Annotated in this window: 17 protein-coding genes; 9 read left to right on the top strand and 8 right to left on the bottom strand. The window is 70.4% G+C overall.

From position 1 onward, the window contains the following. The first annotated feature begins 7 nt into the window (after window positions 1–7). Window positions 8–1321, top strand: a complete 1314-nt coding sequence (locus Q8Q71_RS00725) for a dicarboxylate/amino acid:cation symporter (protein WP_305757730.1) — start codon at window positions 8–10, stop codon at window positions 1319–1321. A 3-nt stretch (window positions 1322–1324) separates the two neighbouring features. On the opposite strand, the gene sseA is transcribed toward Q8Q71_RS00725, so the two are convergent. Then, complete coding sequence (gene sseA, locus Q8Q71_RS00720; RefSeq protein ID WP_305757729.1) at window positions 1325–2170, bottom strand: 3-mercaptopyruvate sulfurtransferase; 846 nt, start codon at window positions 2168–2170, stop codon at window positions 1325–1327. 32 nt (window positions 2171–2202) lie between these two features. Continuing rightward, window positions 2203–3423: a class I SAM-dependent methyltransferase gene (locus Q8Q71_RS00715; protein WP_371315913.1), complete on the bottom strand. Its 1221-nt coding sequence runs from the start codon at window positions 3421–3423 to the stop codon at window positions 2203–2205. A gap of 282 nt (window positions 3424–3705) precedes the next feature. On the opposite strand from Q8Q71_RS00715, the gene kdsA reads away from it, so the two are divergent. Genes kdsA through Q8Q71_RS00695 form a run of 4 tightly spaced genes read left to right on the top strand, consistent with a single transcriptional unit; the run spans window position 3706 to window position 8158 of the window. Further along, window positions 3706–4584, top strand: coding sequence for a 3-deoxy-8-phosphooctulonate synthase (gene kdsA / locus Q8Q71_RS00710; RefSeq protein ID WP_305757728.1), 879 nt, complete (start codon window positions 3706–3708; stop codon window positions 4582–4584). An 18-nt stretch (window positions 4585–4602) separates the two neighbouring features. Beyond that, window positions 4603–6057, top strand: a complete 1455-nt coding sequence (gene rfaE2 / locus Q8Q71_RS00705) for a D-glycero-beta-D-manno-heptose 1-phosphate adenylyltransferase (RefSeq protein ID WP_305757727.1) — start codon at window positions 4603–4605, stop codon at window positions 6055–6057. Further along, entirely contained in the window at window positions 6054–7055 is a 1002-nt protein-coding gene (gene rfaD / locus Q8Q71_RS00700) for an ADP-glyceromanno-heptose 6-epimerase (RefSeq protein ID WP_305757726.1), read from the top strand. Before rfaE2 ends, rfaD begins: the two co-directional genes overlap by 4 nt. Continuing rightward, a complete protein-coding gene (locus tag Q8Q71_RS00695; RefSeq protein WP_305757725.1) occupies window positions 7052–8158 on the top strand; it encodes a DUF3089 domain-containing protein in 1107 nt (368 codons plus the stop codon). The genes rfaD and Q8Q71_RS00695 overlap by 4 nt, the downstream gene beginning before the upstream one ends. Here Q8Q71_RS00695 and recG read toward each other — a convergent pair. After that, window positions 8155–10254 carry an ATP-dependent DNA helicase RecG gene (recG, locus tag Q8Q71_RS00690; RefSeq protein ID WP_305757724.1) on the bottom strand — a complete coding sequence of 700 codons (2100 nt, stop codon included), beginning with the start codon at window positions 10252–10254 and terminating at the stop codon, window positions 8155–8157. The genes Q8Q71_RS00695 and recG overlap by 4 nt on opposite strands. A 135-nt stretch (window positions 10255–10389) precedes the next feature. Here recG and Q8Q71_RS00685 point away from each other — a divergent pair, with 135 nt between their 5' ends. From Q8Q71_RS00685 to Q8Q71_RS00675, 3 genes are read left to right on the top strand one after another with little or no spacing between them, the layout of a single operon-like run. Then, window positions 10390–10710 (top strand): succinate dehydrogenase assembly factor 2, encoded by a 321-nt coding sequence (locus Q8Q71_RS00685; RefSeq protein WP_305757723.1) that lies wholly within the window; start codon window positions 10390–10392, stop codon window positions 10708–10710. A gap of 8 nt (window positions 10711–10718) precedes the next feature. Continuing rightward, window positions 10719–14165 (top strand): transcription-repair coupling factor, encoded by a 3447-nt coding sequence (gene mfd / locus Q8Q71_RS00680; protein WP_371315912.1) that lies wholly within the window; start codon window positions 10719–10721, stop codon window positions 14163–14165. Next, window positions 14162–14653 (top strand): GNAT family N-acetyltransferase, encoded by a 492-nt coding sequence (locus tag Q8Q71_RS00675; protein WP_305757721.1) that lies wholly within the window; start codon window positions 14162–14164, stop codon window positions 14651–14653. The genes mfd and Q8Q71_RS00675 overlap by 4 nt, the downstream gene beginning before the upstream one ends. Window positions 14654–14656: 3 nt before the next feature. Here the strand turns inward: Q8Q71_RS00675 and Q8Q71_RS00670 are convergent, their stop codons facing one another. The 3 genes from Q8Q71_RS00670 to Q8Q71_RS00660 are packed head-to-tail and all read right to left on the bottom strand — an operon-like array spanning window position 14657 to window position 17352. Further along, window positions 14657–15394 carry an SRPBCC domain-containing protein gene (locus tag Q8Q71_RS00670; RefSeq protein ID WP_305757720.1) on the bottom strand — a complete coding sequence of 246 codons (738 nt, stop codon included), beginning with the start codon at window positions 15392–15394 and terminating at the stop codon, window positions 14657–14659. 5 nt (window positions 15395–15399) lie between these two features. Next, a complete protein-coding gene (locus Q8Q71_RS00665; protein ID WP_305757719.1) occupies window positions 15400–15996 on the bottom strand; it encodes a winged helix-turn-helix domain-containing protein in 597 nt (198 codons plus the stop codon). A gap of 42 nt (window positions 15997–16038) precedes the next feature. Further along, entirely contained in the window at window positions 16039–17352 is a 1314-nt protein-coding gene (locus Q8Q71_RS00660) for a diguanylate cyclase domain-containing protein (protein ID WP_305757762.1), read from the bottom strand. Window positions 17353–17622: 270 nt separating this feature from the next. On the opposite strand from Q8Q71_RS00660, the gene Q8Q71_RS00655 reads away from it, so the two are divergent. Then, window positions 17623–18474, top strand: a complete 852-nt coding sequence (locus Q8Q71_RS00655; RefSeq protein WP_371315916.1) for a YihY/virulence factor BrkB family protein — start codon at window positions 17623–17625, stop codon at window positions 18472–18474. Here Q8Q71_RS00655 and Q8Q71_RS00650 read toward each other — a convergent pair. Together Q8Q71_RS00650 and Q8Q71_RS00645 are read right to left on the bottom strand one after the other, a co-directional pair. Further along, window positions 18437–18667 carry a sulfurtransferase TusA family protein gene (locus tag Q8Q71_RS00650; RefSeq protein WP_305757717.1) on the bottom strand — a complete coding sequence of 77 codons (231 nt, stop codon included), beginning with the start codon at window positions 18665–18667 and terminating at the stop codon, window positions 18437–18439. The genes Q8Q71_RS00655 and Q8Q71_RS00650 overlap by 38 nt on opposite strands. Beyond that, entirely contained in the window at window positions 18664–19155 is a 492-nt protein-coding gene (locus tag Q8Q71_RS00645) for a CinA family protein (protein WP_305757716.1), read from the bottom strand. The genes Q8Q71_RS00650 and Q8Q71_RS00645 overlap by 4 nt, the downstream gene beginning before the upstream one ends. Window positions 19156–19191: the final 36 nt, after the last annotated feature.

The raw sequence follows: 19191 nt of genomic DNA, 5'->3' as shown, positions 1-19191 counted from the left end.
GGGACGCATGGAAACGACGAAACGCGGCGGGATTCCGCTCTATCTCTGGATGCTGGTCGGCTTCGTGGTCGGCCTCGGCGGAGGGCTGTACGTCAACCTGAACGGTCTGGAGGTCCTCCCCTGGGTGATGGACATCGTCCAGGCGGTCGGCCAGATTTTCCTGCGCCTGCTGTTCATGCTGGTGCTGCCGCTGCTGTTCGCGGCCCTCGCCGTCGGCGTCGCCGAGATGGGCGACCTGAAGTCGCTGGGCCGGGTCGGGTTCAAGACCCTGGCCTTCACCATCGTGGTCTCGGCCATCGCGGTGGGCATCGGCCTGGGCATGGTCAACTGGTTCCGCCCCGGAGACGGGGTCGATCCCCTGCTGGCGCAGCAGTTGCTGGCCCAGGGCGCCGAGGGGGCCTCGGCCATCGTCGGCAATGCGCCCAAGAGCATAGAGGCGGGGCAATTCTTCCTCGACATGATCCCGTCCAACGTCTTCACGGCGGCGGCCGAGAACCAGATCCTGCCGGTGATGGTGTTCGCCCTGATCTTCGGCATCGGCATGGTGATGGCGAAGTCGCCGGCGACGGACCGGCTGCAGGAAACCCTGCAGGGGCTGTTCGAGGTGATGATGAAGCTCATCAACCTGGTCATCAAACTGGCTCCGTTCGCGATCGCGGCCCTGATGTTCAACCTTTCGGCGGTGTTCGGCTGGGACCTGCTGATCCGGCTGGGCGCCTATGCGGGCGTGGCCGTGGGGGCGATGGCGATCCACATGTTCATCGTCTATCCGCTGCTGGTCTGGATCTTCGGCGGCATGAATCCGCTGAAATTCGCCAACGGCGTCCGCGAGCCGTTCGTGGTGGCCTTCTCGACCGCCTCGTCCAACGCCACCCTGCCGATCGCCATCAAGGCGGCGGAAGAGAAGCTGAAGCTGCCGAAACGCATCTCACGCTTCGTGCTGACCGTCGGGGCCACGGCCAACCAGAACGGCACCGCCCTGTTCGAGGGGGTCACGGTCCTGTTCCTGGCCCAGTTCTTCAACGTCGACCTGAACCTGCAGCAGCAGCTGGTGGTTATGCTGGTCTGCATCCTGGGCGGCATCGGCACGGCCGGCGTGCCCGCGGGTTCGCTGCCGGTCATCGCCCTGATCCTGACCATGGTCGGGGTGCCGGCCGAGGGCATCGGCCTGATCCTCGGCGTCGACCGCTTCCTGGACATGTGCCGCACCACCCTGAACGTCACCGGCGACCTGGTGGCGGCGACGGTGGTGTCGCGTGGCGAGAGCGACGACATCGTGCCGGACGATCTGCCCCTGCCGGACGTCGCGCCGGCGAACTGAGGCTCAGACGGGCGGGGCGGACGCCACTTCCGTGTCCGCCCGTCCGCCCCATTCGGCCCAGCTGCCGTCGTAGAGGCGCGACGGCCTGCCGAGAACGGCGAGGCCGAGGCTGAGGATGGCGGCGGTGACGCCGGAGCCGCAGGTGGTCACGACGGCGCGGTCGAGGTCCACGCCGGCGGCGCGGAAGGCCGCTTCCAGTTCGGGGCCGCGTTTCATGGTCCCGTCCGGGTTCAGGAGCGCGGGAAAGGGCAGGTTCAGGGCGCCCGGCATATGGCCGGAACGAAGCCCGGGTCGCGGCTCGGGAACCTCCCCGCGAAATCGCGCGCCGCTGCGGGCGTCGAGGACCTGGGTCTCTCCGGCGAGAGCCGTTCGCACGGCGTCGAGATCGGCGACGGCGGCCGGATCGAGGCGGGCGGCGAACGGGACGGGGCGTCCCCGCGGAATGGGGCCGTGCTCGAGCGCCCGGTGCTCGCCGCGCCATTTCGGCAGGCCGCCGTCCAGCACTCGCACGTCGGCGGCCCCCATGGTCCTGAGCATCCACCAGGCGCGGGCGGCCGAGAACAGGCCCAGGCTGTCATAGACGACGATCCGGTCGGTCACGGACAAGCCCAGACCGCCCATGGAGACGGCGAAGGCCTCTGGCGTCGGGAGCATGTGCGGCAGGGGCGAGGCCGGGTCCGAGACCCCGTCGACGTCGAAGAAGACCGCGCCGGGCAGCCGTTCCGCCTCGAACTCCGCGCGCGCGTCCCGGCCGTCCATGTGCCAGCTGGCGTCCACCAGTCTCAGGTCGGGATCGCAGAGGGTCGCGGACAGGTCGGTGGTCGAAATCAGGGGGCCGTCGTCGCTCATGCCGTTGTCTAGCACGGCGGACGACGCCCAGGTCAGGGGCGGGTCAGGGCCAGCTGGATCACATTGGTGCGGGCCGCGCGGAAGCCCGCCTCGCAATAGGCCAGGTAGAAGCGCCACAGACGGCGGAACCGCTCGTCGAAGCCGGCCATGCGGCGGATATCGCCCCAAGCCGCCTGGAAGCGTTCGTCCCACAGCTTCAGGGTGTCGGCGTAGTCCTGACCGAACCGCTCGACGTCCTGCCAGCGCAGGCCGGCCCCTTCGATGACCGGCTGCAGGCTTTCCTCCGAGGGCAGCATGCCGCCCGGGAAGATGTATTTCTGGATGAAGTCGGTCCGCTTGTTGTAGCCGCCGAACAGGGCGTCATCGATGGTGATGATCTGCAGCCCGGCCCGGCCGCCGGGTTCGAGCACGTCGTGAATCTTGCCGAAATAGGCGGGCCAGTACTCCATGCCCACCGCCTCGAACATCTCGATCGAGGCGACGCGGTCGAAGCGGCCCTGCACGTCGCGATAGTCGATCAGCCGGATGTCGGCGCGCTCGGTCAGGCCGGCGTTGAACATCCTCTGGCGGGCGAAGTCGTACTGCTCCTTCGAGATGGTGATGCCGGTGACCCTGGCCCCGATCTCCCCGGCGGCGAATTCGGCGAAACCGCCCCAGCCGCAGCCGATCTCGAGCACCGACTGGTCGGGGCCGAGGTCCATGACCCGGGCCAGCGAGGCGTATTTCTCGCGCTGGGCCGCTTCCAGCGCCATGCCGGCGCGGGTGAAGCGGGCCGACGAATAGGTCATCGTCGGGTCCAGCCAGGCGGCGTAGAAGGCGTTGCCCAGGTCGTAATGGGCGTGGATGTTCTTCCTCGACCCGGACCGGCTGTTGCGGTTCATCCGGTGCGACAGCCAGTGGATCGCCTTCATCACGGGATTGCCCTCGACCAGGCGCCGGATGTGCTGGTGATTGCGGGCCAGGGTCTCGAGCAGGGTCGCCAGCTGGGGCGTCTCCCACTCGCCGGCCATATAGCCCTCGGCGAAGCCGATATCGCCGGAGGCCAGCACGCGGCGCGCGAAGCGGTAGTCGCGGATGTCCAGGGTGGCCGACAGACCGGGCTCCGGCCCCTCCAGCAGATGCCGTTCGCCGTTCGGCAACAGCACCGTCAGCCGGCCGAAGGTCCAGTTCGATCCCAGCAGGCGAAGCAACATCGCGAACCCGCGCGGCGTGCGGGCGGTGATCTCGAGGCGCTCGGCGGTGACCGACGTCATAAGCGAGACTGTCCGATGGAGGACGGACGGGCGTCAATCCCCTTCCCGACATTGGCGGCCTGACCGTCCGTCCGCATCGTCTCATGCTCCCCGGGTCGAGGGAGACATCGGCGCCCGTCGGCCTCTTCGCAAGCGTCCCGCCGTTATTGAGGGTGGTCGCCCTCGGTGGTCATGCGGCCGGGCTCCTGATAGCTTGCGAACCTCGTCCTCCGACGCCACCTGATCGCCGCAAGCGTGCGGCATCAACCGCGCGCCGCCAGCCGCAAATCCGGGAAATTCGCCTTGTCCAAGCCCAACGCCGTCATCGACATCAAGGAAGGCCTGAAGCGGCCCGTCTCCATCGGCGGCGGCCAGCGGATCGTCTTCATCGCCGGGCCGTGCCAGCTGGAAAGCCGCCAGCACGCGCTGGAAATGGCCCATGCGCTGAAGGAGATCGGGGAACGGCTGAACGTCGGCGTCATCTACAAGACCAGTTTCGACAAGGCCAACCGGACCAGCGCCACCGCCGCGCGCGGTTTCGGCCTGGAGGGCTCGCTGCCGATCTTCGCCGAGATCCGCGAGGTCACGGGCCTGCCGGTGCTGACCGACGTCCACACAGAGGAGCATTGCCGCATCGCCGCACAGGCCGTGGACGTGCTGCAGATTCCGGCCTTCCTGTGCCGCCAGACCGACCTGCTGCTGGCCGCCGCGGCGACCGGCAAGGTCATCAACATCAAGAAGGGCCAGTTCCTGGCGCCCTGGGACATGAAGAACGTCATCGCCAAGGTGGTCGGGGCCGGCAATCCGAACGTCATGGCCTGCGAGCGCGGGGCCAGCTTCGGCTACAATACGCTGGTGTCGGATATGCGGGCGCTGCCGATCCTGCGCGAGATCGGCTGTCCGGTGGTGTTCGACGCCACCCATTCCGTGCAGCAGCCGGGCGGGCAGGGGACTTCCTCGGGCGGGCAGCGCGAGTTCGTGCCGGTGCTGGCCCGCGCGGCGGTGGCCGTGGGCGTGGACGCGGTCTTCATGGAGACACACCAGGACCCGGACAACGCCCCGTCGGACGGGCCGAACATGGTGCCGCTGGACCAGTTCGAGGCCCTGGCCGCCGATCTGATCGCCTATGACGACCTGACCAAGGCGCGGATGGCGGCCATTCCCCTTTCTGGGGCGCACTGAATCCGATAGGCCAAGGAGATGGCTGAACGGACGCTCGATCTCGGACAATTGCAGGCGCTGCTGGAGCGCGTGCGCGGGGTCAGGGTCGCCTGCGTCGGCGACCTGATGCTGGACCGCTACGTCTATGGCGAGGTCAGCCGGATATCGCCCGAGGCGCCGATCCCGGTTCTGCGCACGCGGCGGACCACGGCCATGCCGGGCGGGGTCGGCAATGTGGCGCGCAATGTGGCGGCGCTGGGCGGGATCGCCCGGCTGGGCGCCGTGGCGGGCCGGGACGCCGCCGGCGACGAGCTGGCGGCCCTGATCGCCGCCGAGCCGGGCATCGAGGACGCTGTCGAACGCCGGGCCGGCGTGGCCACCATCGTCAAGACCCGCTTCGTCGCCGCCGGCCAGCAGCTGCTGCGGCTGGACGAGGAGGCGGCGGCGCTGATGGGCGATGAAAGCGACGCATTTACAGGTTCTTCCGTTTATCTTCTGTCGGACTACGCCAAGGGTGTGGTCAGCGATCTGGTGATCGCCCAGGCGCTGGCGGCGGCCGAGAAGAGCGGGGCTCCGGTGGTGGTGGACCCCAAGGGGCGCGACTTCGCCCGCTACGGCGCGGTCGATCTGATCAAGCCCAACGCCAGCGAACTGGCCGGCGCCACCGGCCTGCCGGTCGAGACCGACGCCGAGGTCGAGGCCGCGCTGAAGGCCCTGATGCACATCACCACGGCGCAGGCGGTGGTGGTCACCCGCGCCGGCAAGGGCATGAGTCTGATGCGGCGCGGAGGGGCGGCGAAGCATTTCCCCGGCCGGGCGCGCGAGGTGTTCGACGTCTCGGGCGCCGGCGACACCGGCCTGGCGGCGCTGGGCCTGGCCCTGGGCGCGGGCGCCTCGCTGGAGACGGCGGTGGAATTCGCCATCCTCGCCTCGGGGGTGGTGGTCGGCAAGGCCGGCACGGCGGTGGTGACGCCAGCCGAGCTGATCGACGCCGAGATGAGCCAGCACGCCGCCGGGGCCCACGCCAAGGTCATGCCGCTGGAAGAGCTGGCGCATGTGGTCGAGGGCTGGAAGCGGCAGGGGCTGAAGGTCGGCTTCACCAACGGCTGTTTCGACATCCTGCACCGCGGCCACGTGGCCTATCTGGCCCAGGCGCGGTCGTGGTGCGACCGGCTGGTGGTGGCGCTCAACACCGACGCCTCGGTGCGGCGGTTGAAGGGCGAGGGGCGGCCGATCAACGATCTGGACAGCCGGGCCGTGGTCATCGGCGGGCTTCAGTCCGTGGACCGGGTGACGGCCTTCGACGATCCCACGCCGCTGGCCCTGATTGAACGGCTGCGGCCGGACGTGCTGATCAAGGGCGCGGACTACACGCGCGAGGGCGTGGTCGGCGGCGATCTGGTCGAGAGCTGGGGCGGCGAGGTCAGGCTGGCGACGTTCGAGGACGGCTATTCGACCACGAAGACGGTCGAGAAACTGAAAGGCGGAACATGATCCGGCGCATGATCGTGGTGACGGGCGGGGCCGGCTTCATCGGCTCGAACATCGTCGCGCGCCTGTGCGACGAGGGCCGGCGCGACATCGTGGTCTGCGACCGTCTCGAGACGGCGGACCTCGGTAAGTGGCGGAACCTGTCCAAACACGCCATCGCCGACTTCTGGTCCCCGGACGAGCTGTTCCTGCAGCTGGAGCGGCACGCGGAGCGGATCGAGGCCGTGATCCACATGGGGGCGATCTCCTCCACCACCGAGCCCGACGCGGACCTGATCCTGAAGACCAATTTCTGCCTGTCGCGCGACCTGTGGGACTGGTGCGCCCTGCGCGACGCGCGGCTGATCTACGCCTCGTCGGCGGCGACCTACGGCGACGGCGGCCTGGGCTTCGAGGACCATGACGATCTTCGCTCCCTGTCTGCGCTCCGACCGCTGAACGCCTATGGATATTCCAAATATCTGTTCGACCAGTACGCCGTGCGCCAGGCCGGGTCGCACAATGCGCCGGGCCAATGGGCCGGGCTGAAATTCTTCAACGTCTACGGGCCCAACGAGTATCACAAGGGCGGGATGAAGTCGGTCGTGGCCCAGATCTGGCCGAAGGTCCAGGCGGACGAGCCGGTCACCCTGTTCCGCTCGCACAACCCGGCCTATGCCGACGGCGGCCAGATGCGCGACTTCGTCTTCGTCGACGACGTGGTCGACATGGTCGAATGGCTGCTGGAGGCGCCCGACGTCTCGGGCGTGTTCAACGCCGGCTCGGGCCAGGCGCGCTCCTTCCTCGATCTGGCCCACGCCACCTTCGCGGCGGCGGGCAAGGCGCCCCGGGTCGAATACGTCGACACCCCCGGGAGCATCCGCGACAAATACCAGTATTTCACCGAGGCCCGGATGGAGCGGGTGCGCGCCGCCGGATTCGCGGGACAGTCGACGCCGCTGGAAGAGGGCGTGCGGCGCTATGTGCAGGACTTCCTGGCCACGGCGGATCCGTATCGATGAAGGCCGGCGGGATGACCCTGCGCCAGTGGGTCGGCTGGACCGGGCTGGCCGTCGTGCTGGTGCTGGCCACGGCGGTGGCGGTGTGGCGCGGGGACATCCTGCGGGCGGGGCTGGATCCCCAGGTGCCGTTCCAGACCTACCAGCCGCCGCCGGCGCCGGACTACGGCGATCCCGCCGCCTGGGCCCTGCGCGACGTCCGCACGGCGGACTCCGGACCGGCGGCGGTCTTCTTCGTGCATTCGACCACCTACAACGGCGGGCGCGAGTGGAACGGCCCGATCGGGGACGCCGAGGCCGACGCCTGGCTGAAGCGGGTGGTGCTGCCCAACTACGCCGGCCCGTTCGCGCGGGCGGGGGCGATCAGCGCGCCCCGCTACCGGCAGGGCAGCCTCTACACCCGGCTGACGCTGCGCGAAGACGCGCGCGAGGCGCGGGCCTTCGCCTGGCGAGACGTCGCCGCCGCCTTCGACGCCTGGATCGCCCGACATCCGGCCGGGCCGATCGTGCTGGCGGGGGTCGAACAGGGCGGCGAACTGACCGGGCGGCTGGTGCGGGAGCGGATCGCGGGCGACGAGGCCCTGCGCCGCCGGCTGGTCGCGGTCTATCTGGCCGACGTCGTGGTTCCGGCCAACGGGCTGCCGGCCGGGGTTCCGCCCTGCGCGCGGCGCGATCAGGTCGGTTGCGTCGTCGCATGGTCGCCGGTCAGCGAGGGCAACGACGGGGCGGGCCGGCGACGGCTGCGGCGGGCGCTGGTCTGGGACGACCGGGGACGGCTGGTCGATCTGGGCGACCGCGCCGCCCTGTGCGTCAATCCGGTCACCGGCTCGACCGACACGGCGCCGGTCGAGGCGCGGCTGCATCAGGGGGCGACCAACGCCACCGGCCTGGAATGGGGCGCCCGGCCGGCCCTGATGGCCCGCGAGATCGCCACCCAATGCCGCGGCGGCCTGTTGCGCCACACGGAGCCGAAGACCGAGTCCTTCCGCGAGACAGGCAGTTGGGCGGATCGAAGAAAATCCCGTCCTTACAATCTGTTCTACGGCGATATTGAAGCTGATGTTCAGGCGCGGCTGGCGGTGTGGGCGGCGCGCCGGTCGACCTAGTCGATCCCGGGCCGGTCGTTGCGCCAGTCGAACAGCGCTTCCAGAACCTGCACCGCCTCCCCGCGCGGCGAGGCGAGGTCGGGATCGCGGCCCAGCACCAGACGGGCGTCGTCGGCGGCGGCCAGCAACAGGGACCGGTGCCGGATCGGGTCAGCGAAGCGATAGGCGGGGAAGCCGCTTTGTTTCAGCCCCAGGGGATCGCCGCCGCCGCGCAGGCGGAAATCCTCCTCGGCGATCTCGAAACCGTCCTCGGTGCGGCGCAGGGTCTCGAGCCGCAGGCGGGCCGTCTCGCCCAGAGACGCCCCCTGGCCGTCGTCGCCGCCGCCGTACAGCAGGATGCAGGCGCTGGCCTTGGCGCCCCGGCCGACCCGGCCGCGAAGCTGGTGCAGCTGGGCCAGGCCGAAGCGGTCGGCGTGTTCGATGACCATGATGGTGGCGTTGGGCACGTCGACCCCGACCTCCACCACGGTGGTGGCGACCAGCAGGGGCAGGCGGCCGTCGGCGAAATCGGCCATCACCGCCTCGCGTTCGGCGCCCGGCATCTGGCCATGGGCGAGACCGACCTCGACCTTGAGGATGCGGCGCAGGTCGGCGGCCCGGGCCTCGGCGGCGGCGAGGTCCGACGCCTCGCTCTCGGCCACCAGCGGACAGATCCAGTAGGCCTGCGCCCCGCTGTCGATCGCCGCCTTGAGCCGTTTCGCGACCTCGCCGATGCGGGCCAGCGGCAGGACGGCCGTGGTGACCGGCGTGCGACCGGGCGGTTTCTCCATCAGCCGGGACACCTCCAGTTCGCCGTACTGGGTCAGCTCGAGGGTGCGGGGGATGGGGGTGGCCGACATGGTCAGCAGGTGGACGCCGCCCGTGCGGGGGTCGCCCTTGGCCTGCAGCCGCTGGCGCTCGCTGACGCCGAAGCGATGCTGCTCGTCGATGACCGCGAGCGCCAGCCGGTCGAAGCGGACGGCGTCCTGGAACAGGGCGTGGGTGCCGATGGCGACCCGGGCCTCGCCCGAGGCCAGGGCGGCCAGCCGCGTCCGCCGTTCGCCGGGCGTGTCGCGCCCGGTCAGCAGCACTGTCGGAACGCCGGCCGCCTCCAGCATCGGCGCCAGCCTCTGCCAATGCTGGCGGGCAAGGATTTCCGTCGGGGCCATAAGGGCGGCCTGGAAGCCCGATGCGGCGGCGTCCGCCAGGGCCAGGGCCGCGACCGCGGTCTTGCCCGAGCCGACGTCGCCCTGCAGCAGCCGGCCCATCTGCTCGCCCGAGGCGAGGTCGCGCCGGATCTCGGCGACGGCCTGGACCTGGGCGTCGGTCAGGTCGAAGGGCAGGGCGGCCAGCAGGCGGGCGGAAGCCTCGCCGGGCCGGATGCGCGGCGCCGGCGTGATCTGCCGGGCCCGGCGGCGGCGGGCGAGGGCCAGCTGGTGGGCCAGCAGTTCGTCATAGGCCAGCCGCTGACGGGCGGGTGCGTCGGGCGCGAGGTCGAACTCCGAGGTCGGCGCGTGCAGGGCCTCGAGGGCGGCCCGCCAGCCGGGCCAGCGGTTCCTGGCCAGCCATGCGGGGTCCTGCCACTCGGGCAGGTCGGGGGCATGCGAGAGCGCCGCCTGCGCCAGCTTGCGCACCACGCGCGACGACAGACCCTGGGTCGCCGGATAGACCGGCTCGACGGCGGCGATGTCTCCGGCCTCCTCCAGTCTGAAGATGTCCGGGTGGGCGATCTGAACCTCGGCGTTGAACCGCTCGACCTTGCCGGAGACGAGCCGCTTTTCGCCCCGGGGCAGCAGGCGTTCGATGTGCTGGGCCGAGCCGCCGAACCAGATCAGATGCACGAAGCCGGTGTCGTCCGAAGCGCGCACCTTGATCGGAACGCCGGGCTTGCCGGGCACGATCAGGCGATCGACGACGATCTCGAATATCCCGACCTGATGCTCCACCGCATTGGCCGCCGTCATCGGCCGGCGCACGATCAGGCCGGAGGGCGACAGGAACAGCACATCGCGGACCAGCGGTCCGGCCAGTTTCTGGACGAGCGGCAGGATCCGGGGCCCCACGCCCTTCAGGCTGGAGACCTCCGCGAACAGGGGAAAGAGAATCTGCGGCCGCATGGCGCGACAGCATAGCTGGCGAAAGCGCGTCTGGAACGCTATCTGGGCATCCTCATTGAAGTGCCCTATCGCTCGCCGCGCGGCGGCTCGCTGCTTGAGGGCGCGTCTCAGCAATTTCACCGGGCAAGGAAGCTTGTGGCCGATATTGACGCACGTCTGAATCAAGGATCGGCCCGGGAGCGGCTCGGGCGCATCGCCTTCCGGGCGTGGCGGCGGGGCTTCCGCGAAGCCGACCTGGTTCTGGGCCCGTTCGTCGACCGGGTCGGGCCGACGCTGGAGGAACCGGAGCTGGATTCCCTGGAGGCCCTGCTGGCGCAGGACGACGACCACCAACTGTACGCCTGGATCATCGGCAGCGAGCCGACGCCGGCCGAACACGACACGCCGGTGATGGCGAAGATCCGCGACTTCATGCGCGATCACGTCGCAGCGGCCGTGGCCGAGGGCGCCGGCTGATGGACGCCATGACCCCCAGACGCGACGACCGGGAGCTGGGCGGCGCCCCCGAGGGGCTGGACGCGCTCACCGTCGCTGAACAGCTGAAGGCGGACCGTGGCGTCGGCGTCTTCGTCGCCCGCGACTACGCGCGCATGGGCGAGTTCGTCCAGGCTTTCCGATTTTTCGCGAATGATATTGATATCGTGGAGTTTCCGGCGTGGGATTGCCTGCCCTATGACCGGCTGAGCCCGACCTCGTCAGTGTCGGCCGAGCGGATGGCGGCCCTGACCCGGCTGGCGCAGCGCGCGCCGGACGACAGCCGGCCCATGCTGGTCGTCACCACCGTCGGGGCGGCCATGCAGCGCACCCCGCCGCGCGAGATCACCTGCGGGGCGGGGTTCGAAACCACCGTGGGGCTCGACCTCGATACGGCGGCGCTGGAGCGGTATTTCGCCGCCAACGGCTACATGCGCGCCTCGACCGTCTCGGAGCGCGGCGAATTCGCCGTGCGCGGCGGCGTCATCGACGTCTATCCGCCGGGTTTCGAGGAGCCGGTGCGGCTGGACATGTTCGGGTCCGAGCTGGAGTCGATCCGCACCTTCGACCCGGCGACCCAGCGCTCGACCGGACAGCGGCGCGAGGTGTCGCTGGCGCCGGTGTCCGAGGCCCTGCTGGACGCCGACAGCATCTCGCGGTTCCGCACCGGCTATCTGGCCCTGTTCGGCGCGGCGGGGGACGACCCGCTGTATTCGGCCGTCAGCGAGGGCGCGCGGCGGCAGGGCATGGAGCACTGGCTGCCGCTGTTCTACGAGCGGCTGGAGACGCTGTTCGACTATCTGCCCGACGGCGCCCGCCTGTTCCTCGACAACCAGGTCGAGGCCGCGCGGGCCGAACGCTGGAATCTGACCCGCGACGCCTGGGAGGCCCGGCGCGACGCCTCCATGGGCAAGGGCGGGGCGGCGTACCGGGCCCTGCCGCCCGAGAGGCTGTATCTGAACGAAAGCGACTGGAACGGCGCCCTGGCGGGCCGGTGGGTGCGGCGGCTGTCGCCCTTCCATGGGCCCGGCGAGGACGCCGGCGGCCGGCTTGGGCGCAGCTTCGCGGCCGAACGGGCCCAGGACAGCGTCAATCTGTTCGAGGCCGTGGCGCGTCACGCCGAGGCGGTGAAAGCGGCCGGGAAACAGGTGCTGTTCGCGTCCTGGACCGAGGGCTCGTCCGAGCGTCTGGCGGCCATGCTGGCCGATCACGGGCTGGAGCATGTGGTCGCCGTGCGCAACTGGGCCGATGTGCTCAAGGCGCCGAAGGACCTGTATCTGCGCGGCGTCCTGCCGGTCGAGCACGGTTTCGAGACGGACGACATCGCCGTCATCTCCGAGACCGACATGCTGGGCGACCGGCTGGCGCGGCCCAAGAAGAAGCGGCGGGCGTCGAACTTCCTCGCCGAGGCCTCGGCGTTGACGACCGGCGATCTGGTCGTCCATCTGGATCACGGGATCGGCCGCTACGAGGGGCTGAAGACGCTGGAGATCCAGCAGGCGCCGCACGACTGCCTGGAGCTGCTCTACGCCGGCGACAGCAAGCTGTACCTGCCGGTCGAGAACATCGACCTGCTGACCCGATATGGCTCGGATTCCGACGGGGCGCAGCTGGACCGGCTGGGCGGGGCGGGCTGGCAGGCGCGCAAGGCGAAAGCGAAAGCCCGCCTGCGCGACATGGCCGAGGGGCTGATCGCCCTGGCGGCCAAGCGGTCGCTGCGCAGTTCGGATCCGATCGTCCCGCCGCACGGCCTGTTCGACGAGTTCTGCGCCCGCTTCCCCTATGAGGAGACGGACGACCAGCTGAACGCCATCGGCGACGTGCTGGAGGACCTCGGCAAGGGCACGCCGATGGACCGGCTGATCTGCGGCGACGTCGGCTTCGGCAAGACCGAGGTGGCGCTGCGGGCCGCCTTCGTCGTGGCCATGACTGGCCAGCAGGTGGCGGTGGTCTGCCCCACCACCCTGCTGGCGCGGCAGCATTTCAAGACCTTCTCGGAAAGGTTCGCCGGCTGGCCGGTCAAGGTGCGGCACCTGTCGCGGATGGTGACCGCCAAGGACGCGGCCGAGACGCGCGCCGGGCTGAAGGACGGCAGCTTCGAGATCGTCGTCGGCACCCATGCGGTGCTCAGCGAACAGGTCGGGTTCAAGGATTTAGGCCTTGTTATCGTTGATGAAGAGCAGCATTTCGGGGTCAAGCACAAGGAGAAGCTGAAGTCCCTGCGGGCCGATGTGCATCTGCTGACCCTGACCGCCACGCCGATCCCGCGGACGCTGCAGATGGCCCTGTCGGGCATCCGCGAGATGTCGATCATCGCCACCCCGCCCGTCGATCGTCTGGCGGTGCGGACCTATGTCACGCCGTGGGACCCGGTGCTGGTGCGCGAGGCCCTGCTGCGCGAGAAATACCGCGGCGGCCAGGCCTATTACGTGGTGCCGCGCCTGAGCGACCTCCCGGACATCGAACAGTTCCTTCGCGAAAAGGTCCCCGAGATCAAATTCGTGGTCGGTCATGGCCAGATGTCGCCGACCCAGCTGGAAGACGTGATGAGCGCCTTCTACGACGGAAGCTACGACCTGCTGCTGTCGACGACCATCGTCGAGAGCGGGCTGGACGTGCCGACGGCCAACACCCTGATCGTGCACAAGGCCGACATGTTCGGCCTGGCCCAGCTGCACCAGATCCGCGGCCGCATCGGCCGGGCCAAGGCGCGCGCCTTCGCCTATCTGACCACCCCGCCGGACAGGCCGATGAGCCTGTCGTCGGAGCGGCGGCTGCAGGTGCTGCAGTCTCTGGACAACCTCGGGGCCGGCTTCCAGCTGGCCAGCCACGATCTGGATCAGCGCGGCGGCGGCAATCTGCTGGGCGACGAGCAGTCAGGCCATATCCGCGAGGTCGGGGTCGAACTGTACCAGCAGATGCTGGAGGACGCCGTGGCCGAGCTGCGCCAGGCGGGCGAGGGCGGGGGCGCCGTCGACCGCGGCTGGTCTCCGGCCATCAATGTCGGCGCGGCCGTATTGATTCCAGAGGATTACGTCCCGGACTTGAATGTTCGCCTGAGCCTGTATCGCCGCCTGTCGGATGCCGAGAACTCGGAAACGCGCGAGGCCCTGGCGGCCGAGCTGATCGACCGGTTCGGGCCGCTGCCGGACGAGGCGAAGCAGCTGCTGCGCATCGTCGGCATCAAGGCCAACTGCAAGACCGCCTGCATCGAACGCATCGACATCGGGCCCAAGGGGGCGGTGCTGACGCTGCGCAACAACGAATTCCCCAATCCGATGGGGCTGGTCGGCCTGATCCAGAAGAACCACGCCTTCTGGAAGATCCGGCCCGACCAGAAAATCGTGGTCAAGGGCGACTGGGACACGGCGGCCGAGCGGCTCAAGGTGGCCGAACGCATCACCGCCGATCTGGCGCGGGTCGCGGGGGCGGCGTGACCCTGACGATCCGCGAGGCGACCGCGGCCGACTGGCCGGCGATCTGGCCGATCGTGAAGGCGACGGCGGAGGCCGGTGAGACCTACACCTACCCGCGCGACCTGACTGAGGCGTTCGGCAAGGCCCTCTGGAATCCGCCATCATGGGTGGTGCTGGTCGCGGTCGACGGGACCGGCGGGGTGCTGGGCACGGCGAAATTCGGTCCCAACCAGCTGGGACCGGGCTCCCATATCGCCAACGCCAGCTTCATGGTCGCGCCCGAGGCCCGCGGACGGGGCGTGGGCCGGGCGTTGGGCGCGGCGGTGATCCGCGGCGCGGCGGAGGCCGGCTTCCATGCGATGCAGTTCAACGCAGTGGTCGAGGCGAACCGCGCGGCGGTGAAGCTGTGGCGGTCGCTGGGCTTCGAAATCCTCGGCACCGCGCCGGAGGCCTTCGATCATCCGACCGAAGGCCTCGTCGGCCTGCACCTGATGTACCGCCGGCTCTGAGGCTCAGCAGCCCGGCGCGACGTTTTCGAAACGCTGGTCCCACCAGGCTTTCCATCGGCTTTCCAGATCGGCGAAGGCGGTGTCGGACAGGGCGTAGGTCGTCAGGGTCAGCATCGTCGAGCCGCGGGGATTTTTCTCGTTGCCGGGCTGGTCCAGCACGACCAGCAGGCCATCGCCCCAGGCGTCGACGGTGACGCCCAACTGATGGCGCGCCGTGAACCAGACCTGGCCGGCGGCGTCCACGTCGGGGCCCAGCGGCATCGACCACGGCTCTCCCGCAGCCGGGGCGGCGTCGAGGCCGAGCAGCGACCGGGCCAGGCGATCCTCCCGCGGCGGGCCGGAGAAGAAGATCGTCCGGCGCATCTGGCCGGGGTGGCGGGCGAAGGCGAAGGCCAGCTGCTGCGTGAAGGAGATCCAGCCCTCGATCATGCCGTCGAAAACGTCGGTCCACTCGCCGGCGGGAGCCGAGCGGACCACCCGGACGAGGCTGGTTTCGCCGCGCGCCTCGACCTCGTAGCGGTCGTTGACGCCGACGAAGGTGACGGTGCGGCGTTCCTCGTCGGCCTGGGCGTGGGTGACGAAGATGAAGTCGATCTCGTCCTTCAGGCTGTCCGCGTCCCAGCCGAACCAGTTTTTGATCTGCGCCGGATCGCGCAGGGCGGCCCAGACCGCGTCGGCGGGGGCGGGCACGGTGACCTCGACGAGGACGTGGTCCTCCATGGGCTGGGCGGCGTCGGTCATGGCGGTCAGTTCCTGGCTGGAGCGGGTTTGGGCGTTGCAGGATGGGCGGCGGCGGTGAGGCGGTAGCGGCGGCCGGATGGGGCCGAGTATTTGCGGGCCAGGGCGGCGACGGCGGCGCTGACCTCTTCGGTGAAGGCGTCGAAATCGGCGGGCGCGGCGAAGGTCACGTCAGCCTCGACCGTCAGGGTCAGCAGGCGCGCGCCCTCGGCGGCGGCGGCCTGGCGCATGCGGGCGACATCGCGGACGATGGTCGAGGCGGTCGAGATCAGGTGGTCGGCGGCGTGGCGATCCTGGGCCTCGACCGCGTCGGGGTCGGGCGGAGCCTGCATCATCGCCGGATCGAAGACATAGCTCCGGGCGGCGACGAACAGGCGTTCGGTGAAGCCGCGCCGCCGCCGTTCCCCGGCCAGCTGGATCAGGCCGGCGGCCTCGAGCGCGCGCAGGTGGTGGCCGATGTTCTGGCGGGGGAGGCCGAGCGTCTCCGACAGGCCCGCCGCGGAAGCCGGCTCGGTCAGGGCGGCGAGGATGCGCCGACGGATCGGCGCCAGCGCCAGCCGGGCCGTGTCCAGGTCGTCAAGCAGGGCCGAGGGACGCGCTGTCATGGCGCGAACCTGCATTAGACAAATCAAGTTGTCAAATGGCGATCAGGCCGGGCCGCGAATGTCTCCGGAGGCGCGTTCCAGCACGGCGGCAGGCGACTCGCCGGGCCCGACCTCGGCCACGCCGACCTCGAACTCCACCACGAAGGGCGAGCGGTCCGGACCCGCGTCGAAGGCGGTGCAGCCGATGACGGCGGCGATGCGGTCGGCGGCGATGCGGCCGGCCGGGCCATGGGTCGCGGGCAGGGCCAGGGCGAAGACGTCCGGCGACAGGCGGGCGGCGGTGTCCTCGGTGCGGATCAGGCGCGAGACCATGGCCCCGATCTGGGGCAGGGCGCGGTCCAGCCAGCCGCCCTTGCGGGCCTCGGCCACGGCCTCGCTCTCGGACACCCGCAGCACGGCCACCGACAGGGGGCGGCGGCGCAGGCGGGCGCCCTCGGCCACCCGGGCCAGGTGGCTGGCGAACAGTTCGGGAGTGAACAGGCCGGTGGCCGGATCGGTCAGGCCCGATCCGCGCGCGCTCTCCAGCGCCTTGCGAATGGCGACGTGCCGGCGATGGGCCCCGGCGAGCGCGACGATGCGTTCGGCGGTTTCGTCCTCGGGCGTGTCGGCGGCGGCGACGTCGGCGAAGCCGCGATTGTACAGTTCGGCCAGGTTGATCTCGCCCGCGCCGCGCAGATAGAGCACCGCGGGGATGTGATACAGGCGGGTGTTCCGCTTCATGCCCGAGGCGATGGACAGGGCCGGAGCGTGGTCCTCGGCGCCCCACAGCACCGCGGCGTCGAACGGGCGTTCGTGCAGATAGTCGAAGGCGGTGTAGGGCGTGGGCGCCGCCACCACCTCGCAGCCGCGGGCGGTCAGGGCGTTGGACAGGGCCAGGAAGTGGCGGTCGGGCTTGCCGGCGGCCAGCACCCGCAGCGGCGAGGCGTCGGGATCCGCCGGGGGCAGGGGTTCGCCCCGGGCCGCGAAGGTCGCCTCGCGCAGCGACACCTCCTCCTCGGCGATGGCGGAGCGGATCATGTTCTCCAGCCGCAGCGCGGCCTGGGCCGCGTGCGGCGGGATCGACATGACGATATCCGCCAGGCCCGGCTCCCAGGCCGCGGCCTCGGTCCCGATGGCCAGAATCGGGAGGCGCCGGGGCGACACCGTCTGGCGCAGGGCGGCGATTCCGCCGGGCCCATCGGGCAGGCGGGCGTCGAGGATCACCGTCTCGAGCGGCCAGTCGATCAGCACCTGGATGGCGCCGGCCAGCGAACGCGCCGTGACGGTGCGCCAGCCGAGGGCGTCCAGCCCCTGGCACAGGGGGCCGACCAGGCTGTCGTCGGGGGCGACGACCAGAATGCGCGGGTCGGAACTCAAGGGCGATGTCTCCGCCGCCTCCAGCCCCGGAAGCGGTTTCATGGCGGCGGACCATAGCGGGCGCACGGCCGTTAGCAACGGCCTGGACATCCCTATCCCCAGTCCGGGTTTCCCGCGCTCCGAATTAGGGTAGAAGGGCCGATCTGGGCGGTTGTGGGGACCGGATTGAACGCGAAATCGGACATCGACGCGGCCGCGCGCTGGGCGACCCCCCGGCTGTGGGGCCGCCTTGCGGTCAAGGCCTTCACGCGCAGCTGGGGCCGCGACGTGATGCTCTACACCGGCGGGGTCTCGTTCTTCGCCCTGCTGGCGGTTTTCCCGGCCATCGCCATCCTGATCGGCTTCTACAAGGCCGTGCTGTCGATCAGCCAGGTCAGCGAGCAGGCCGCGGCCCTGGCCGACGTCATGCCCTACGCCGCGCGGGCCATCTTCACCGCCGAGATCGAGCGACTGGCCAACGCCTCCGCCCGCACCGTTTCGGCCCAGAGCTTCTTCGCCGTGGTCATCGGCGGCTATGCGGCGCACCGGGGCTTCAAGGCCCTGCTGGCCGGGCTGAACCTGATCCATGACGAGGACGAGTCGCACGGCTTCTTCAAATTCAATCTGCTGGCCTTCTTCGTCGCCCTGTTCGCCTTCCTGCTGTTCACCGTGGTGTCCGGGGCGGTGGTGACGTCGCGCCTGCTGGAACACGCCGGTCCGGGCGGGGCGGAGACGGGCGGCGGGGGTCTGCCGCTGGACGGTCTGTGGCCCGCCCTCGGGCTCGCGATCGGCCTGACCATGCTCTACCGCTACGCCATGTCCCACCGCGCGCCGGTGGCCTGGGCGCCGTCGCTCGTGGGCGGGGTGGTGGCCACGGTGATGTCGACCGTCTCGTCGTGGCTGTGCGCCATCTATGTCGAGCAGATCGCCCCGCTGGGCGCGACCTACGGTTCGGTCGGCGCGGTGGTGGTGCTGCTGATCTGGCTGTCGTGGAACGTCAACGCCATCTTCTACGGCGGGGCCTTCGCCACCGAGATGGAGATCGCCGCCCGGTCGATGGGCGCGCCCGAGATCGAACCCGACGAACCCCTGCCGGACACCGTGGTCAGCCTGTCGGCGCGCCGGGCGTCGCGATCACGATAGTCAGGACGCCGCCGGCCTCGTCGATCGAGATCACCTCTCCGCCGAGTCCCGCCATCAGATGCGGCACGTCGATCCGCGCCATCGGATCCGTGGCCAGCAGGGTCAGCCGCGCGCCCGGCGCGGCGTCGCGCATCGCCTTCTGAAGCTTCAGGCTGGGCGTCGGGCAGCGATGACCGCGGGCGTCGACGATCATGCCCCGATCCGGTCGAGCAGCAGCCCCAGCGCCACGCGGACGCCTTCCAGCCGGATCGCCTCGCGTCCGGCGTCGCCGAAGCGGTGTTCGGCGTGGATCGCGCCCGCCGGGCCGACCGCGCCGAAATGCACCAGGCCGACGGGCTTGTCCGGCGAACCGCCCCCGGGTCCCGCGACGCCCGTGACGGCCACGGAGACCAGGGCCCGCGACCGGGCGACGGCGCCGTCCGCCATGGCCCGTGCGACGGGTTCGGACACCGCGCCGTGGGTCTCGATCATTCCGGCCGGCACGCCCAGCAGTTCGGTCTTGGCGGCGTTGCTGTAGGTGACGAAGCCGCGCTCGAAGACCGCCGAGGACCCGGCGATCGCGGTCAGGGCGCCGGCCACCAGACCGCCGGTGCAGCTCTCCGCCGTGGCGAGGGTCAGGCCCCGCGCGGCGGCCGTTTCGATCACCTGCCGGGCCAGGGCGTGGATGTCGTCGGGGAACATGCGTTCGAGGCCTTCCGAAAGGGCGGCGAGTCGGTC

This window comes from Brevundimonas sp. (genome assembly GCF_030704825.1).
Taxonomy (GTDB): Bacteria; Pseudomonadota; Alphaproteobacteria; order Caulobacterales; family Caulobacteraceae; genus Brevundimonas.
The sequence above is the reverse complement of the archived record's forward strand: the minus strand, read 5'-3'. Positions and strand labels throughout refer to the sequence as shown.

What these genes read in the sequence shown, in the direction of transcription:
- rfaE2 (WP_305757727.1), top strand. Translation starts at nt 4,603, where the DNA reads ATGGCTGAACGGACGCTCGATCTCGGACAATTGCAGGCGCTGCTGGAG.
- Q8Q71_RS00665 (WP_305757719.1), bottom strand. Translation starts at nt 15,996, where the DNA reads ATGACAGCGCGTCCCTCGGCCCTGCTTGACGACCTGGACACGGCCCGG.
- Q8Q71_RS00670 (WP_305757720.1), bottom strand. Translation starts at nt 15,394, where the DNA reads ATGACCGACGCCGCCCAGCCCATGGAGGACCACGTCCTCGTCGAGGTC.
- sseA (WP_305757729.1), bottom strand. Translation starts at nt 2,170, where the DNA reads ATGAGCGACGACGGCCCCCTGATTTCGACCACCGACCTGTCCGCGACC.
- Q8Q71_RS00645 (WP_305757716.1), bottom strand. Translation starts at nt 19,155, where the DNA reads ATGTTCCCCGACGACATCCACGCCCTGGCCCGGCAGGTGATCGAAACG.
- Q8Q71_RS00695 (WP_305757725.1), top strand. Translation starts at nt 7,052, where the DNA reads ATGAAGGCCGGCGGGATGACCCTGCGCCAGTGGGTCGGCTGGACCGGG.
- Q8Q71_RS00725 (WP_305757730.1), top strand. Translation starts at nt 8, where the DNA reads ATGGAAACGACGAAACGCGGCGGGATTCCGCTCTATCTCTGGATGCTG.
- Q8Q71_RS00715 (WP_371315913.1), bottom strand. Translation starts at nt 3,423, where the DNA reads ATGACGTCGGTCACCGCCGAGCGCCTCGAGATCACCGCCCGCACGCCG.
- recG (WP_305757724.1), bottom strand. Translation starts at nt 10,254, where the DNA reads ATGCGGCCGCAGATTCTCTTTCCCCTGTTCGCGGAGGTCTCCAGCCTG.
- Q8Q71_RS00655 (WP_371315916.1), top strand. Translation starts at nt 17,623, where the DNA reads ATGCTCTACACCGGCGGGGTCTCGTTCTTCGCCCTGCTGGCGGTTTTC.
- mfd (WP_371315912.1), top strand. Translation starts at nt 10,719, where the DNA reads ATGACCCCCAGACGCGACGACCGGGAGCTGGGCGGCGCCCCCGAGGGG.
- Q8Q71_RS00650 (WP_305757717.1), bottom strand. Translation starts at nt 18,667, where the DNA reads ATGATCGTCGACGCCCGCGGTCATCGCTGCCCGACGCCCAGCCTGAAG.
- rfaD (WP_305757726.1), top strand. Translation starts at nt 6,054, where the DNA reads ATGATCCGGCGCATGATCGTGGTGACGGGCGGGGCCGGCTTCATCGGC.